The following is a 15,340-nucleotide window of genomic DNA, read 5'->3' as shown; positions in this document are numbered from 1 at the left end:
TACCAGTCAACTGGAAGGCGTGAACAATCGTATCAAAGTCATCAAGCGCATGGCCTATGGGTTCAAGGATACCGAGTACTTCTTCCTGAAAATCAAGGCGGCGTTCCCCGGTAAAGTGCGATGAACCAAAAATAACGGCAGGCACTTGCGGCGGCCCCGATATACCCCTAAAGTAGTACCTATAATTGCCTAAGTTGTACCCGCTGCATCATCTTGGTGAGAACCCTGCCCGCAAACAGGCATCGCCCTCGCACACACCTATAAATTCCATTTAAAATCAAACGTTTAATCTTTGGCACGTATCTTGATACTCCCTGTATAGCTACCGGTCTTTCCGGCCACGGATCCAACATCACAGGGAGTACCCATCATGAACTTATGGCAAAGCACCGCGGCGGCCTGCACCCTCGCCTTCGGCCTGGCCGCCCCGCTGGCGGCCCAGGACGAAACAGGCCCGGCGGAAAAGGACGAGCTCACCCTCGGCTTTATCAAGCTCACCGACATGGCCCCCCTGGCCATCGCCTATGAAAAGGGCTTCTTCGAGGATGAAGGCCTCTACGTCACCCTCGAAGCCCAGGCCAACTGGAAGGTACTGCTGGACCGGGTGATCTCCGGCGAGCTGGACGGCGCCCACATGCTGGCCGGCCAGCCCATCGGCGCTTCCCTCGGCATCGGCACCCAGGCCGACATCATCACCGCCTTCAGCATGGATCTGAACGGCAACGCCATTACCGTCGCCAACGAGGTATGGGCGGCGATGAAACCCCACCTCGAGCTGGACGACGCCGGCAAGCCGGTGCATCCCATCTCCGCCTCCGCCCTCAAACCGGCGCTGGAGCAGTACCGCCAGGGCGGCAAGAGCCTGAACATGGGCATGGTGTTCCCGGTGTCCAGCCACAACTACGAGCTGCGCTACTGGCTCGCCGCCGGCGGCATCCATCCCGGCTACTACGCGCCCCACAAGGGCGACAACAGCGGCCAGTTGCAGGCCGAGGTGCTGCTGTCGGTGACCCCGCCGCCGCAGATGCCGGCCACCCTGGAGGCCGGCACCATCGCCGGCTACAGCGTGGGCGAGCCCTGGAACCAGCAGGCGGTACTGAAGAAAATCGGGGTGCCGGTGATCACCAACCACGATATCTGGCCCTACAACCCGGAAAAGGTGTTCGGCGTCAACAAGGCCTGGGCCGAGCAACACCCCAATACCCACCTGCGGCTGGTGAAGGCGCTGCTGCGCGCCGCCCACTGGCTGGACGAGGGCGACAACGCCAACCGGGAAGAAGCGGTGGAGATCCTGTCCCAGCCCTATTATGTGGGCGCCGATAAGCAGGTGATCGCCGCCAGCATGACCGGATCCTTCGAGTACGAGCCCGGCGACGTGCGCCCGGCCCCCGACTTCAACGTCTTCTTCCGCCACGACGCCACCTACCCCTACTACAGCGACGCGGTCTGGTTCATGACCCAGATGCGCCGCTGGGGCCAGATTGCCGAGGCCCAGAGCGACGACTGGTACCTGGAGCAGGCCAGGCGCGTCTATCGCCCGGACATCTACACCCAGGCCGCCCGGGCGCTGATCGCCGAGGGCAAGCTCGGTGCCGACGATTTCCCCGGCCTGGACCAGCGGGACGGCTTTCGCCCGGTGACCGGTGACTTCATCGACGGCGCCACCTTCGACGGCCGTAAACCCAACGACTACATCGATCAGTTCACCATCGGCCTGACCGGCGATACCCGGTTGTAAACGGCGAGGAGGCAATGATGAACATGAAAGTGATTTCGCTGACGCAATGGTCGCGACTGGCGTCGCCGCGGTACTGGTCGAAGGCCCTGATACCGGCGTTCGGCCTTACCGTTTTCCTGCTGCTGTGGCATGTGCTGGCGGGCCAGGTGCAGACCTCTCTCGGCACCCTGCCCGGCCCGGTGCAGACCGGCCAGCAGTTGGTGAACCTGGTGCAGGAACACAAGGTGGAACGGGACCGGGAGCGGCAGTTCTACCAGCGCCAGATCGCCCGCAACCAGGCCCTGCTGGAGAGGGACCCCGACGCCGAGGTGCGCATCCGCGCCTTCAACGGCCGGCCCACCTTCTTCGACCAGATCCTGACCAGCCTGAAGACGGTGGCCGCCGGCTTCATGCTGGCCACCGCCATCGCCATCCCGACCGGCATCGCCCTGGGCCTGAACAAGAGCCTGTACCAGGCGCTGAACCCGGTGGTGCAGCTGCTCAAGCCGGTGTCGCCCCTGGCCTGGCTGCCGCTGGTGACCATAGTGGTGAGCGCGCTCTACGTCAGCCCGGAGCCGCTGGTGTCCAAATCGTTCCTGATCTCGCTGTTCACCGTCACCCTGTGCTGTCTGTGGCCGACCCTGATCAACACCGCCGTGGGCGTGGCCAACATGGACAAGGACCTGATCAACGTCAGCAAGATGCTGCGCCTGGGCAGCCTGACCCATGTGCGCAAGATAGTGCTGCCGAGTGCCATTCCGATGATCTTCACCGGCCTGCGCCTGTCCCTGGGAGTGGCCTGGATGGTGCTGATCGCCGCCGAGATGCTGGCCCAGAACCCGGGCCTCGGCAAGTTCGTGTGGGATGAATTCCAGAACGGCAGCAGCGATTCCATGGCGCGGATCATGGTGGCGGTAGTGGTGATCGGCCTTATCGGCTACCTGCTCGACCGCCTGATGCTGAGCCTGCAGCAAAAACTGTCCTGGGACAAAACCAGCGCCAGCCGCTGAGGAGACCAACCATGAGCAAACATTACCTGGAACTGAGCGGCATCGACATGTGCTTTCGCACCGACAAGGGCGAATTCGAGGCGCTGAAGAACATCAACCTGCGGCTGCAGAAGGGCGAGTTCGTATCGCTCATCGGCCACTCCGGCTGTGGCAAGAGCACCGTGCTCAACCTGGTGGCCGGGCTCTATGCCCCCAGCACCGGTGGCGTCATCCTCGACGGCCGGGAAGTGGACGGCCCCGGTCCGGAGCGGGCCGTGGTGTTCCAAAACCATGCCCTGCTGCCCTGGCTGACGGTGGAGCAGAACATCGCCCTGGCGGTGGACAACACCTTCCGCCATCACGGCAAGGCCGAACGCCGGGAGCGGGTGGAGCACTTCCTGGCCCTGGTGCACATGAGCCACGCCGCCCACAAGCTGCCCGGCGAGATCTCCGGCGGCATGAAACAGCGGGTGGGCATCGCCCGGGCGCTGTCGGTGGATCCCAAGGTGCTGCTGATGGACGAACCCTTCGGCGCCCTGGATGCCCTGACCCGGGCCCACCTGCAGGACTCGCTGATGGAAATCCAGGCCGAACTCGGCAACACCGTCATCATGATCACCCACGACGTGGACGAGGCGGTGCTGCTGTCAGACCGGATCGTGATGATGACCAACGGCCCATCCGCCACCATCGGCGAAATACTGCCCATCAACCTGGAGCGCCCACGCAACCGGGTGGCGCTGAGCGACGACGCCCAGTACCACCAGCTGCGCCGGCGGGTGCTGAGCTTTTTGTATGAAGGCCATAATAAAGTCAGCCAACTGGACCGCAAGGCCAGGGTCGCCTGACATAAAATTAAAGAGAGAGAAGCCGGCACTGGCCGGCTCCCTGGAGGAAGCAATGAATCAAGATATCCATGTCACCCTGGTCGGCGCCGGCCCCGGCGATCCCGAGCTGCTCACCCTCAAGGCCCTGCGCGCCATCGAGCGGGCCGAAGTGGTGGTGTACGACAGCCTGGTCAGCCCCGACATACTGGCGCTGATCCCGGCCGGCGTGAAACGCATCGAAATGGGCAAGCGCTGCGGCAAGTCCAGCGCCCGCCAGGAAGACATCTGCGCCGTGCTGGTGCGGCTGGCCCGGGCCGGCAACCGGGTGGTGCGGCTGAAGGGCGGCGATCCCTTCATCTTCGGCCGCGGCGGCGAAGAGGCACTCTATCTCAAGCAACACGACATTCCCTTCAGCGTGGTGCCGGGCATCACCGCCGCCCTGGGCTGCGCCGCGGCCAGCCTGATCCCGCTGACCCACCGGGGGGTGTCCCGTGCCGTCACCCTGGTCACCGGCCACCTGCAGCAGGGCGGGGAATTCCGGGGCTGGTCCGCCCTGGCCCAGGCCGGCCAGACCCTGGTGTTCTACATGGGGCTGGAGCAGGCCACCGTGATCCAGCAGCAACTGCTGGCCGAAGGCTGCCCCGCTTCGCTGCCGGTTGCATTGATTGAGTCTGGCACCACCGCCGGGCAACGGATCACCACCACCGAGCTGGGCCGGCTGATCCACACCGCCGAACGGCTGACGCCCCGGGGACCGGTGCTGATGATGATCGGCGAGGTGGTCCGGCTGCGGGCCGAACTGACCGCCACCCTGGACTCCCTGGCCGTGGCCTGAGTAGCCTCCCGCCAGACCGCGGCCGCTTCATCCTGGTGTTGAAGCGGCCGCGGCGTTATCTGGCCCCGCGCACAGCCGATGCCGGCCCCTTGTCAAAAAGCCGCTTGCCTTCTCCCGCAAATACCCCTAAAGTAGTAATCAGCGTCAATCCGCTCATTTCTGTTGCATCATCCTGGTGAAGCCTGCCCCGCCAGGGAGCATTCCATTATCCCCCTGACCAAAAAAAACCTTGTGGATCAAACAAATAAAGTTTGGCACGCATTTTGATACCTATGGCTTAAGCGCTCGTCGCACAACTAATGGGGCCCGAACCAAGAAGGTCGCCAACAGTATCAACCCGCAAGCAAGTCCAGGGTGGCTTAAGGATAGCAATGATGAAACAGAAACTGATTGTCATCGGTAACGGCATGGTAGGTCATCACCTGCTGCAACAGTTGGTCGACCAGAACGGATTGGCGCAGTACGAGGTGACCGTGTTCGGCGCCGAGAAGCACGCCGCCTACGACCGGGTGCATCTGTCCGAGGTGTTCGGCGGCAAGGAGCCGGAAGAGCTGCTGATGGCCACCCCCGACTGGTACCGGGAGAGCGGCCTGGAGCTGCGCCTGAACGAGGCGGTCACCGCCATCGACCGCCAGGCCAAGACCCTGACCACCGCCCTCGGCGAGGTACTGGAATACGACCGCCTGGTGCTGGCTACCGGCTCCACCCCCTTCGTGCCGCCCATACCGGGCCGAGATCGCAAGAAATGTTTCGTCTACCGCACCCTGGAAGATCTGGCCGACATCAAGGCCGCCTGCCAGAATGCCAAGACCGGCGTGGTGATCGGCGGCGGCCTGCTCGGTCTGGAAGCCGCCAACGCCCTGCGCCTGCTCGGCCTGGAAACCCATGTGGTTGAATTCGCTCCCCGACTGATGCCGGTGCAGCTGGACCCCCAGGGCGGCACCCTGCTGAAGGAGAAGATCGAGCGCCTGGGGCTGCATGTGCACACCCAGAAAGCCACCCACCATATCATCGATGGCGAAGGCGCCACCCACCGCCTCAAGTTCGACGACGGCGGCATTCTGGAAACCGACGTGCTGGTATTCAGCGCCGGTATCCGCCCCCAGGATGCCCTGGGCAAGGCCGCCGGCCTCACCCTGGGTGAGCGGGGCGGCATCTGCATCAACAATCAGTGCCAGACCTCGGATCCGGACATCTACGCCATCGGCGAATGCGCCCTGTGGCAAGGCAAGCTGTTCGGTCTGGTCGCCCCCGGCTACCAGATGGCCCGCACCGTGGCCGCCGACCTGCTCGGTGGCGAAGGTTCCTTCCAGGGCGCCGACATGAGCACCAAGCTCAAGCTGTTGGGCGTGGAAGTGGGCGCCATCGGCGACGCCCACGGCCAGACCCCGGGCAGCCAGGAAGTGCTGCTGCTGGATCGCAGCAAGGATCTGTACAAGAAGCTGGTGCTGAACGAAGCCGGCGATCGCCTGCTGGGCGCCGTGCTGGTGGGTGACACCGGCGACTACGACACCCTGCTGCAGACCTACCTCAACGACATGCCGCTGCCGGATCACCCGCTGGCCCTGCTGGTGCCGGAAGACGCCGCCGGCGGCGCGCCCAAGGCGGCCCTGCCGGCCACCGCCACCGTCTGCTCCTGCCACAACGTGAGCAAGGGCGCCATCATCGAGGCGGTGCAGGGCGGCGCCTGCGACGTGGCGGCGGTCAAGTCCTGCACCAAGGCCGGCACCGGCTGCGGCGGCTGTTCCGGCCTGCTCACCCAGGTGGTCAACCAGGCGCTGGAAGACCAGGGCATCAGCGCCGACAAGAGCCTGTGCGAGCACTTCGCCTACAGCCGCCAGGAGCTGTTCCACCTGATCAAGGTCGGCCAGATCAAGCGCTTCGACGAGCTGCTGCACCAGCACGGCACCGGCCTCGGCTGCGATGTCTGCAAGCCGGCGGCGGCGTCCATCTTCGCCTCCCTGTGGAACGAACACGTACTGTCGCCCAAGCACCAGCCGCTGCAGGACACCAACGACACCTTCCTCGCCAACATGCAGAAGAACGGCACCTACTCGGTGGTGCCCCGGGTACCGGGCGGCGAGATCACTCCCGAGCAGCTGATCGTGCTGGGCCAGGTGGCCAAGCGCTACGACCTCTACACCAAGGTCACCGGCGGCCAGCGCATCGACCTGTTCGGCGCCCGGCTGGAGCAGTTGCCGCTGATCTGGGAGGAACTGATCGACGCCGGCTTCGAGACCGGCCACGCCTACGGCAAGTCGCTGCGCACCGTCAAGTCCTGTGTCGGCTCCACCTGGTGCCGTTACGGGGTGCAGGACTCCCTGGATCTGGCGGTGGCCCTGGAGCACCGCTACAAGGGCCTGCGTTCGCCCCACAAGCTGAAGTTCGCGGTGTCCGGCTGCACCCGTGAGTGCGCCGAGGCCCAGGGCAAGGACGTGGGCGTGATCGCCACCGAGAAGGGCTGGAACCTGTACTTCGCCGGCAACGGCGGCATGCGCCCGCGCCACGCCGACCTGTTCGCCACCGATCTGGATACCGACACCCTGGTCCGCTACATCGACCGGCTGCTGATGTTCTACGTGGCCACCGCCGACAAGCTGCAGCGCACCTCGGTGTGGATGGAAAACCTGGAGGGCGGCCTGGACTACCTGCGCGAGGTCATCATCGACGACTCCTTAGGCTTGGCCGAGGAGCTGGAAGGACGCATGGCGCATGTGGTCGACAGCTACGAATGCGAGTGGAAAGCCACCCTGCAGGATCCGGAAAAACTCAAGCGCTTCAAGAGCTTCGTCAACACCGACGAGGCCGACGACAGCATCGTATTCGAACGCAAGCGCGGCCAGATCCGCCCGGTCGAACTGATTGAAATCAAGGAGGTATCATGAGTCTTGTTCGTCTTTGCCAGCAGAGCGACATTCCCGAGTACAGCGGCATGGCCGCCCTGGTAGAGGGCCGGCAGTTGGCCCTGTTCAACCTGCCCGGGCTCGGTTACGTCGCCCTCGACAACTGGGATCCCATGGGCAAGGCCCAGGTGCTGGCCCGGGGCATCGTCGGCGACATCAAGGGTGAGCCCTGCGTGGCCTCGCCCCTGTACAAGCATCATTATTCATTGAAAGACGGCCGCTGCCTGGAGCAGGAGGACGTCAAGGTCAAGGTCTGGCCCCTGATCGCCAAGGACGGTCAGCTGTGGCTTGAGCAGTAATCCCTGACGGGATACGGAAGCGGGCTGGGCCAACGGGAATAGGGGAGCCGGCAACCCGCCTCGCTTCCACCTTCATAATCAAACGGGGCCAATGCGGCCCCGTTTCTGCTGGCAGCTGTTTACGATCTTTACGAAACTTGTCGGTGACGACTCAAACAAAGAGTCAACAGGCGACACTGAGCTTTGGGGAGGACAAAGGGGGCAGCGAAGCCGACCATGAAATGCCATGGATGGCATTTCGAGCCCACATGGGGAGAGCTTGCTCGCCGTGACGAGCCGTTTCGGCCTGACCGAACATCCAGTGAATGTTCGCAGCAGGCCGAAATGGCGAGTATCAGGTCCTACGGCGTGTCGGTGGAGTGGGCCCTTTGGCCGACCTCACCGACATGTTATCCGTCAGCGGGTACGGATGGCCTGGATGATGGCGGTGGTGGAGCAGCCGTCCTCGAAGTTGAGCACCTTCACCTCGCCGCCGTTGGCGGTCACTTCCTCGAAGCCGGCGATGTCCTCGGGTTTATAGTCGCCGCCCTTGACCAGCACGTCGGGCAGCACCTCGGCAATCAGCCGGCGCGGGGTGTCCTCGGCGAAGGGCACCACCCAGTCCACCGCGCCCAGGCCGGCCAGCACCGCCATGCGCCGGTCCACCGAGTTCACCGGCCGGCCCTCGCCCTTGAGCGCGCGCACCGAGGCGTCGGTGTTCACCGCCACGATCAGCCGGTCGCCCAGCTTGCGGGCGTTGTTCAGGTAGGAGACGTGGCCGGCGTGGAGGATGTCGAAGCAGCCGTTGGTCATCACCACTTTCTCGCCCCGGCGGCGGGCGGCGTCCACCACGTACTTGAGCTGCTGCTCGGTGACCACCCCCATGCCCGATTCGGGGCCGCCGTAGAGCACGTTGGCCAGCTCGATGGCGGACACGGTGGAGGTGCCCAGCTTGCCCACCACGATGCCGGCGGCCACGTTGGCCAGGGCACAGGCCTGATCCAGCGCCAAGCCGGCGGCCAGGCCGGAGGCCAGGGTGGCGATGACGGTGTCGCCGGCGCCGGTGACGTCGAACACCTCGTGGGCCTGAGCCGGCAGGTGCAGTTCGTCCTCGCCCGGGCGGATCAGGGTCATGCCGTGCTCGGAGCGGGTCACCAGCAGGGCCTTGAACTCGAACCTGTCCACCAGCTCCAGGCCGCGGGCCACCAGCTCGCGTTCATCCTTCACCTTGCCCACCACCGCCTCAAACTCGCTCATGTTGGGGGTGAGCAGGGTGGCGCCCCGGTATTTCTCGAAATCCGAACCCTTGGGATCCACCAGCACCGGTACCCCGGCCTGGTTGGCGGCACGGATCAACTGCTGCACCTGGGCCAGGGCGCCCTTGGCGTAGTCGGACAGCACCAGCACCCCGGCCTGGCCCAGGGCCGCGCGGGTCTTGTCGGTGAGCGGGGCGGCGTCCTCGGCCTCGAAGCCTTCCTCGAAGTCCAGCCGCAACAGCTGCTGGTTGCGGCTCATCACCCTGAGCTTGGTGATGGTGGGGTGGCTCTTGAGGCGCACGAAGTCACACGCCACCCCCACACCCTGCATCTTGTCCTGCAGCACGGTGGCGGCCTCGTCGTCTCCGGTCAGCCCCAGCAGGCGGGCGCCGGCGCCCAGGGCGGCGACGTTCAGCGCCACGTTGGCGGCGCCGCCGGGGCGTTCTTCATTGTGTTCGACCTTGACCACAGGCACCGGAGCCTCGGGCGAAATGCGTCCGGTAGGACCGGACCAGTAGCGGTCCAGCATCACATCCCCGACCACCAGCACCCTGGCGCTATCGAATTCCGGCAACTTGATCTTCATGGTTCCGACCCTTGTGAACATGGGAAAGGCAAAATATTATCACAGCCACCACCGATCGCACCCGTCGGCCGGCCTTTGGTGGTCATTCCCGCCAGAGTTATTTAGAATTCGGCCTTTCGACGACGATGGCGACTCCCTATGTACGATTCCCGGCTTCCTCCCTTTCGCACCGCGCTGCTGCATCCGCGTTACGCCCTGAACTGGCTGGGCCTGGGCCTGCTGTGGCTGCTGGTCACCCTGCTGCCCTGGCGCGCCCAGATGGCCCTGGGCCGCGGGTTGGGCCGGCTGTCGATGAAGCTGCTGAAGTCCCGGGTCGGGGTAGCCAGGCGCAACCTGGAGCTGGCCCTGCCCGAACTGACGCTGGCCGAGCGCGAACGGATGCTCGGGGCCAACTTCGAGAGCGTGGGCTGCGCCATCTTCGAAACCGGCATGGCCTGGTTCTGGCCGCACTGGCGCATGCGCGCCCTCACCCGGATGGACGGCACCGAGCACGTAGACACCGCCGTGGCCAAGGGCCAGGGCATGCTGCTGCTGTCGGCCCACTTCCTGACGCTCGAGCTCAACGCCCGCCAGTTCGGCCTGTACCGGCCCGGGGTGGGGGTGTACCGGCCCAATACCAATGCGGTGCTGGAATACGCCCAGGTGCACGGCCGCTGCCGCTCCAACAAGTATTTGGTGGACCGGCTCGACATCAAGGGCATGCTCAGGGCGCTGCGCCAGGGCGACGCCCTCTGGTACGCGCCGGACCACGACTACGGCCGCCACGCCAGCGTGTTCGTGCCCTTCTTCGCGGTGGCGCAGGCCGCCACCATCACCGGCACCGCCACCCTGGCGCGGGTGAAGAACACCGTCACCCTGCCTTGCTTCACCCTGCGCGAGCAAGACGGCTACCGGCTGATCATCCAGCCGCCGCTGGCCGATTTCCCCACCGGCGACGATGAAGCGGACGCCATCGCCGGCAACCAGGTGATCGAAGCCGCCATCCGCCAAGCCCCGGAGCAATACATGTGGCTGCACCGGCGCTTCAAGACCACCCCGGAAGGAGTGCCCTACCGGTACTGATTAAAAAGCCGGGATTAGGGATTGGGGACTCGGGACTGGTACAGACGCTGTCAGCTCTCGAGTTTCTTTTTGATGCTGCTCTGCAACCCATTGAGCAACCGAAAGGTGCGGTCCAACTGCTGAAAAATATCGTGTGTCTGCGGCAGCAATCCGAGCATACACGCGATCTCCATCTGGGTATCAAGCTCATTCAGCGAGCCTCTGGCAATACTCAGGAAATGGGCATATTCACGCGTGCTCGATCTGGCCACGCCTTCAGCAATATTGGAAGGCACCGAAATGGCCGCCCTGCGCATCTGTGATGTCAGACCGAATAGCTCGGCCTTGGGAAATGCGGCTGAAGCCTCATAGGTCAGCTTTACCAACAGCATGGCCTCGCGCCAGACATCAAGTCGCTTATGCGTCTTCATACTTCCTCCCAGTCCCGAATCCCTAGTCCCCAGTCCCGGCGTGCTTGAGCCATTTATTCCAGCTTGCCACCACCCAATCCCTCTCCCGGACGAGTTCGCTGTCCGGCACCCGGCCGGGCTGGTCGGACAGGCTCAGCCGGTGGCCCCGGTCGCGGATGGCGCAGTAGGCGGTTTTCAATTGCCCGGCCTCCTCCTCTGCCAGCAGTCCCACTTCCACCGCCGACTCCAGGATGCGGATATTGTCCGACCAGCGGGTCAGCGCCCGGGGATGCTCATGACCGTAGGCCAGCACCAGGTACTGGGTGAGGAACTCGATGTCGGCCAGGCCGCCCACCGATTGCTTGAGGTGGAACTCGCCGGGGTCGGCCTTGATCAGATGGGCGCGCATCTTCTCGCGCATCTGCACCACCTCCCGCGCCAGCTCGCTGCGATCCCTGACCTTGCCCAGCACCTCCCGCCGGATCCGGTTGAAGGCCTCGAACAGCTCGGGATCGCCCACGATCATGCGGCTGCGCACCAGGGCCTGGTGCTCCCAGGTCCAGGCTTCGTGGTGCAGGTAGGACCGGTAGGCGTCGAGCGGGCTCACCATCAGGCCGGAGGCGCCGCTCGGGCGCAGCCGCATGTCCACCTCGTAGAGCACGCCGCTGGGGGTGCGGGTGCTGAACAGGTGGATGATGCGCTGGGCCAGGCGCAGGTAGAACTGGCGGCAGTCCAGGGGCTTGTCGCCGTTGGTCTGGCCCTTGAGCCCGGCTTCCTGCACGAACACCAGGTCGAGATCCGAGCTGTAGGCCAGCTCGATGCCGCCCAGCTTGCCGTAGGCCACCACCCCGAAGCCCTTGCGCGGGCTGTCCGCCAACGACTCGGGCTCGCCGTGGCGGGCGCTCATCTGGGCCCAGGCCTGGTTGACCACCTCCTCGACGATGGCTTCCGCCAGCCAGGTGAGGTGATCGCTCACCTTCATCAGCGGCAGGGCGCCGGCGATGTCGGCGGCGGCGATGCGCAGCAGCTGGATCTGCTTGAACTGGCGCAGGGCTTCCATCTGCTGCTCCACGTCCTCCTCCGGCACCCGCAGCAGGAACTGGCGCAGTTCGCCCCGGTAGGCATCGAGGGGGATGGGGTTGTACAGCAGCTGGGGCACCAACAGTTCGTCCAGCAGGATCGGATAGCGCGCCAGCTGCTCGGCCACCAGGGAGCTGGCCTCGCACAGCCGGATCAGCTGGGTCAGGGCGCCGGCGTTTTCCACCAGCAGCTGCAGGTAGGCGGTGCGGGTGGCGATCTGCAGCAGCAGCTTCTGCAGCCGGGCGAACAGGATGCCGGGGAGCTCCGACTGGCTGACCTTGTCGAGCAGCACCGGCATCAGCTTCTCCAGCGCCTGGCGTCCCTGGGGGCCCATGGCCCGGCGCGGGCACTCTTCCTTGAAGGTGTTGAGTGCCCGGGCCAGGCGGCCGGCCTTGTCCTGCTCCATGCCCTGCTCCTGCAGCAGCCGGACCAGCTCTTCCTCTTCCCAGTCGGTCTGCCAGAGATCGAACCAGATCTGGGCCGCCCCCTCCTCTTCCGCCTCGGTGCTGTCGCCGATCAACTGCTCGAACTGGCGGTGCACCCGGGCCATGGCCCCGTGCAGCGCCCGGTAGAAGTCCTCCCAGTCCGGATGGCCCATCAGCCAGGCCAGGCGAGTGCGGTTGAGTTCGTCCTGGGGCAGGGTCTGGGTCTGCTGGTCGGCGAAGGCCTGCAGGAAATTTTCGACCTTGCGCAGCAGGCGGTAGCTCTGGTGCAGCTGCCCCGCCTCGTCCGCCGTCAGCGCCCCCGCCTCCCGCGCCGCCGCCAGGGCCTGGGGCAGGTGGCGCACCTGCAGCGCCGGCTCCCGGCCACCGCGGATCAGCTGGAACACCTGGGCAATGAACTCCACCTCGCGGATGCCGCCGGCGCCCAGCTTGATGTTGTCCTTCAGTCCCTTGCGCCGCACCTCGGCGGCGATCATCGCCTTCATCTGGCGCAGGGAGTCGATCACCCCGAAGTCGATGTAGCGGCGGAACACGAAGGGCTTGAGCATGGCGCGCAGCTCGGCGGTGTATTCGCCCTCGTCGTTGAGGATGCGCGCCTTGACCATGGCGTAGCGCTCCCAGGTGCGGCCGTGGTGCTGGTAGTAGTCCTCCATGGCGGCGAAACTCACCGCCAGGGGGCCGGACTCGCCGAAGGGGCGCAGCCGCATGTCCACCCGGTAGACCTGGCCGTCGATGGTGGTCTGATTGAGCGCATTGACCAGCTTCTGTCCCAGGCGGATAAAGAACTGCTGGTTGGCCAGCTCCTTGCGCCCGCCCCGGGTCACCCCGTTGTGGGGGAAGGTGAAGATGAGATCGATATCGGAAGAAAAGTTGAGCTCGCCGCCGCCCAGCTTGCCCATGCCCAGGATCAGCATGGGCACCGCATTGCCTTCGGCATCACTGGGGGTGCCCAGTTCGACACACTGGCGCTGGTAGAGCCAGCGGTAGGCCTCCACGATCAGCGTATCGGCCAGCGCCGAAATGTGCACGAAGCTTTCTTCCACCTCGGCCCCCAGCAGCATCTCCCGCCAGGCGATCAGCAGCAACTCGCGCCGGCGAAAGCGGCGCAGGGTGCGCAGCAGGCCGGGCTCGTCGTGAACCTGCGCCAGCTGACCGGCGAGATCGGGACGGTAGCGGCCGGCCCGGTCGCCGTTGTGCAAATCCCGCGCATCGTCCAGTTCCAGGGCCAGCTCCGGCTGCTGGCACAGGCTGTCGGCGGCGAAGTCGCTGCAGGCGAACAGCGCCCTGAGCTGTGCGCGGCGCGGCTCGCCCAGGCCGGCGCGGATGTCGGCGGCGCGTTGTTCGAAGCGGGCCCAGTGCCTGTCGGCCTGGGCACTCAGCAGGGCGGGCATCTCAACCATGTACGTTTCCTTGTTGGCAGAATCTGCCTTCAGACTATCATTGTTGCCGCCATTGCACAGTGCGCGGGCGCAGATTGTCGTGCCCGCCGCCACCGGTCGACACCGGGCTTGCACTCGGGCCGCGGGCTGATTAGTCTGTTGCTGACTTATTATGTCAGGACCTCTTGATGGATCTCTCAGTTATCGGCCAGCACCTCGAGCAACTCGGCGACAATTCCACCACCGGTTTCGGCTTTCAGTGCTTCCCCATCTCCGGTGATGTGGAGGTGTTGAAGGTGACGGTGGAAGACCGCGAGGAGCTGCCCCTGTTCATTTCCGTTTCCGACGATCAGATCCTGTGCATCAGCTACCTGTGGGACGAAAGCCAGGTCCGGCCGGCCCGGCGCCAGGCCATGCTCGAAGCCATGCTCGACATGAACATCCCCATGCCGCTGTCGGCCTTTGCCCGGCTGGACGACTGGTACGTGGTGTTCGGCGCCCTTTCCCTTCACGCCAGCCTGGATGACATCGAACACGAACTGGCGGTGCTGAGCGACAACGTCCTGGAAGTGATCGAAGACATGGCGGAGTTTCTGTTATGAGGGCGGGGCGATGAGCGTATTGGGTCAGGTACTGCGCAGCCTGCAGGACCCCCGGGACGGCAGTCTGGATCCCGACCGGGTCTGCGTCCAGCTGGTGCGCGACTGCCGCCACGCGGAACAGCACATGCAGGGGCTGGCGCGCCAGCGCGACCAGCAGCAGCAGGATATCGACGAGCTGCGACAGCAACAACAGCAGCAGCAACAGTTCCTGGCCGGCCAGGAGCTGCAAGTGCTGCAGGCCCTGACTGAAGGCGACCGGCCCCGGGCCCTCCGGCTGGCCATCCAGGTCGCCCGGTGGGAAGATCGCCAGGAACAGGGTCTGGCGGCCCTGGCCGTGGCCCGCAAGCGGCTGCGCTACTACCAGGATCGCTGGCTCGGCGCCGAGCGTCAGTACCACGATCTGTGCCGTCAGCTGGCCATGGCCAAGACCACCGCCTGCGTGCGCAAGACCATGGCCGCCATCCGCCGCCATCCGGCGGTGACCCTGGTCAACGCCAAACAGGCGCTGGCGGACATCCGGGCGCGGGAGCGGCGGCAGGCGGCGGACTCGCTGCCCGAGGAGGCTCAGGCCACCTTCTGCCCGCACAGTGCCGAGCAGGTGCTGGCCCGGCTGCAACAACGACTGGACCCTCGCCCATGAGCCAACGCAAGCTTCCGGAAAAATGGCAAAGTTCGGTGCGGGCCGCCAAGGCGGTGCAGGTGGCCTTCGACATGGATGAAGGCCTGCAATACCACATCCGCCGCGAAGCGCTGGACAACGGCCTGAGCCCGTCGGATCAAATTCGTCATATCCTGGCCCTGCCCACCGCCGCCAGGCCCAAGCGTCCCCGGCTGACGGTGTCGCTCAGCCCGGAAGACTACGCCTACCTGGCCGAACGCTACGGCCTGCGCCCCGACCAGCAACTGGAAATCAAGCACAGGGTGATGGACGAGCTGCTGAGCTACAGCCGGCGCGCGCAGAAGCCCTGAGCGGAAAGGATGAAGGCGAGCCTGC

Annotated in this window: 14 protein-coding genes; 11 read left to right on the top strand and 3 right to left on the bottom strand. The window is 65.2% G+C overall.

Annotated elements, in window-relative coordinates; translation table 11 throughout:
* The 7 genes from C7H85_RS18330 to nirD form a co-directional block, all read left to right on the top strand.
* Nucleotides 1-124: transposase (locus C7H85_RS18330; RefSeq protein WP_146140482.1), on the top strand; the 124-nt coding region annotated here is incomplete at its 5' end.
* A gap of 246 nt (nucleotides 125-370) precedes the next feature.
* On the top strand, nucleotides 371-1,738 hold the full coding sequence (locus tag C7H85_RS18325; RefSeq protein WP_106731152.1) for a CmpA/NrtA family ABC transporter substrate-binding protein: 1,368 nt from the start codon (nucleotides 371-373) through the stop codon (nucleotides 1,736-1,738).
* A gap of 17 nt (nucleotides 1,739-1,755) precedes the next feature.
* Nucleotides 1,756-2,727 carry an ABC transporter permease gene (locus C7H85_RS18320; protein ID WP_106731151.1) on the top strand — a complete coding sequence of 324 codons (972 nt, stop codon included), beginning with the start codon at nucleotides 1,756-1,758 and terminating at the stop codon, nucleotides 2,725-2,727.
* 11 nt (nucleotides 2,728-2,738) lie between these two features.
* Nucleotides 2,739-3,554 carry an ABC transporter ATP-binding protein gene (locus tag C7H85_RS18315; protein WP_106731150.1) on the top strand — a complete coding sequence of 272 codons (816 nt, stop codon included), beginning with the start codon at nucleotides 2,739-2,741 and terminating at the stop codon, nucleotides 3,552-3,554.
* A gap of 52 nt (nucleotides 3,555-3,606) precedes the next feature.
* Complete coding sequence (gene cobA, locus C7H85_RS18310) at nucleotides 3,607-4,368, top strand: uroporphyrinogen-III C-methyltransferase (protein ID WP_106731149.1); 762 nt, start codon at nucleotides 3,607-3,609, stop codon at nucleotides 4,366-4,368.
* 371 nt (nucleotides 4,369-4,739) lie between these two features.
* Nucleotides 4,740-7,253, top strand: a complete 2,514-nt coding sequence (nirB, locus tag C7H85_RS18305) for a nitrite reductase large subunit NirB (protein ID WP_106731148.1) — start codon at nucleotides 4,740-4,742, stop codon at nucleotides 7,251-7,253.
* On the top strand, nucleotides 7,250-7,570 hold the full coding sequence (nirD, locus tag C7H85_RS18300) for a nitrite reductase small subunit NirD (RefSeq protein WP_106731147.1): 321 nt from the start codon (nucleotides 7,250-7,252) through the stop codon (nucleotides 7,568-7,570). The genes nirB and nirD overlap by 4 nt, the downstream gene beginning before the upstream one ends.
* A gap of 396 nt (nucleotides 7,571-7,966) precedes the next feature.
* On the opposite strand, the gene hldE is transcribed toward nirD, so the two are convergent.
* Nucleotides 7,967-9,391: a bifunctional D-glycero-beta-D-manno-heptose-7-phosphate kinase/D-glycero-beta-D-manno-heptose 1-phosphate adenylyltransferase HldE gene (hldE, locus tag C7H85_RS18295; protein ID WP_106731146.1), complete on the bottom strand. Its 1,425-nt coding sequence runs from the start codon at nucleotides 9,389-9,391 to the stop codon at nucleotides 7,967-7,969.
* Between the two features lie 138 nt (nucleotides 9,392-9,529).
* Here hldE and lpxL point away from each other — a divergent pair, with 138 nt between their 5' ends.
* The gene (gene lpxL, locus C7H85_RS18290) at nucleotides 9,530-10,453 is read left to right on the top strand and encodes an LpxL/LpxP family Kdo(2)-lipid IV(A) lauroyl/palmitoleoyl acyltransferase (protein WP_106731145.1); all 924 of its coding nucleotides are present in this window, start codon (nucleotides 9,530-9,532) and stop codon (nucleotides 10,451-10,453) included.
* 50 nt (nucleotides 10,454-10,503) lie between these two features.
* On the opposite strand, the gene C7H85_RS18285 is transcribed toward lpxL, so the two are convergent.
* Both C7H85_RS18285 and glnE read right to left on the bottom strand, forming a co-directional pair.
* Nucleotides 10,504-10,863 carry a four helix bundle protein gene (locus C7H85_RS18285; protein WP_106731144.1) on the bottom strand — a complete coding sequence of 120 codons (360 nt, stop codon included), beginning with the start codon at nucleotides 10,861-10,863 and terminating at the stop codon, nucleotides 10,504-10,506.
* Between the two features lie 22 nt (nucleotides 10,864-10,885).
* Nucleotides 10,886-13,765: a bifunctional [glutamate--ammonia ligase]-adenylyl-L-tyrosine phosphorylase/[glutamate--ammonia-ligase] adenylyltransferase gene (gene glnE / locus C7H85_RS18280; protein ID WP_106731143.1), complete on the bottom strand. Its 2,880-nt coding sequence runs from the start codon at nucleotides 13,763-13,765 to the stop codon at nucleotides 10,886-10,888.
* A gap of 167 nt (nucleotides 13,766-13,932) precedes the next feature.
* Between glnE and C7H85_RS18275 the strand changes: the two genes are divergently transcribed.
* Genes C7H85_RS18275 through C7H85_RS18265 form a run of 3 tightly spaced genes read left to right on the top strand, consistent with a single transcriptional unit; the run spans nucleotide 13,933 to nucleotide 15,315 of the window.
* Nucleotides 13,933-14,346 carry a YjfI family protein gene (locus tag C7H85_RS18275; RefSeq protein WP_106731142.1) on the top strand — a complete coding sequence of 138 codons (414 nt, stop codon included), beginning with the start codon at nucleotides 13,933-13,935 and terminating at the stop codon, nucleotides 14,344-14,346.
* Nucleotides 14,347-14,356: 10 nt separating this feature from the next.
* Entirely contained in the window at nucleotides 14,357-14,986 is a 630-nt protein-coding gene (locus C7H85_RS18270) for a hypothetical protein (RefSeq protein ID WP_106731141.1), read from the top strand.
* Nucleotides 14,983-15,315: a hypothetical protein gene (locus C7H85_RS18265; protein ID WP_106731140.1), complete on the top strand. Its 333-nt coding sequence runs from the start codon at nucleotides 14,983-14,985 to the stop codon at nucleotides 15,313-15,315. The genes C7H85_RS18270 and C7H85_RS18265 overlap by 4 nt, the downstream gene beginning before the upstream one ends.
* Nucleotides 15,316-15,340 lie beyond the last annotated feature (25 nt).

It is taken from the genome of Zobellella endophytica (genome assembly GCF_003012775.1).
GTDB classification, from domain to species: Bacteria; Pseudomonadota; Gammaproteobacteria; order Enterobacterales; family Aeromonadaceae; genus Oceanimonas; species Oceanimonas endophytica.
Note: the sequence above shows the minus strand (reverse complement) of the source record. Positions and strands in the feature narration are given on the sequence as shown.

Bases quoted from the DNA above. Each gene is read 5' to 3' on its own strand.
- glnE (WP_106731143.1), bottom strand. From the start codon at position 13,765: ATGGTTGAGATGCCCGCCCTGCTGAGTGCCCAGGCCGACAGGCACTGG.
- hldE (WP_106731146.1), bottom strand. From the start codon at position 9,391: ATGAAGATCAAGTTGCCGGAATTCGATAGCGCCAGGGTGCTGGTGGTC.
- nirD (WP_106731147.1), top strand. From the start codon at position 7,250: ATGAGTCTTGTTCGTCTTTGCCAGCAGAGCGACATTCCCGAGTACAGC.
- C7H85_RS18325 (WP_106731152.1), top strand. From the start codon at position 371: ATGAACTTATGGCAAAGCACCGCGGCGGCCTGCACCCTCGCCTTCGGC.
- C7H85_RS18320 (WP_106731151.1), top strand. From the start codon at position 1,756: ATGAACATGAAAGTGATTTCGCTGACGCAATGGTCGCGACTGGCGTCG.
- C7H85_RS18285 (WP_106731144.1), bottom strand. From the start codon at position 10,863: ATGAAGACGCATAAGCGACTTGATGTCTGGCGCGAGGCCATGCTGTTG.
- C7H85_RS18315 (WP_106731150.1), top strand. From the start codon at position 2,739: ATGAGCAAACATTACCTGGAACTGAGCGGCATCGACATGTGCTTTCGC.
- C7H85_RS18275 (WP_106731142.1), top strand. From the start codon at position 13,933: ATGGATCTCTCAGTTATCGGCCAGCACCTCGAGCAACTCGGCGACAAT.
- C7H85_RS18270 (WP_106731141.1), top strand. From the start codon at position 14,357: ATGAGCGTATTGGGTCAGGTACTGCGCAGCCTGCAGGACCCCCGGGAC.
- cobA (WP_106731149.1), top strand. From the start codon at position 3,607: ATGAATCAAGATATCCATGTCACCCTGGTCGGCGCCGGCCCCGGCGAT.
- lpxL (WP_106731145.1), top strand. From the start codon at position 9,530: ATGTACGATTCCCGGCTTCCTCCCTTTCGCACCGCGCTGCTGCATCCG.
- C7H85_RS18265 (WP_106731140.1), top strand. From the start codon at position 14,983: ATGAGCCAACGCAAGCTTCCGGAAAAATGGCAAAGTTCGGTGCGGGCC.
- nirB (WP_106731148.1), top strand. From the start codon at position 4,740: ATGATGAAACAGAAACTGATTGTCATCGGTAACGGCATGGTAGGTCAT.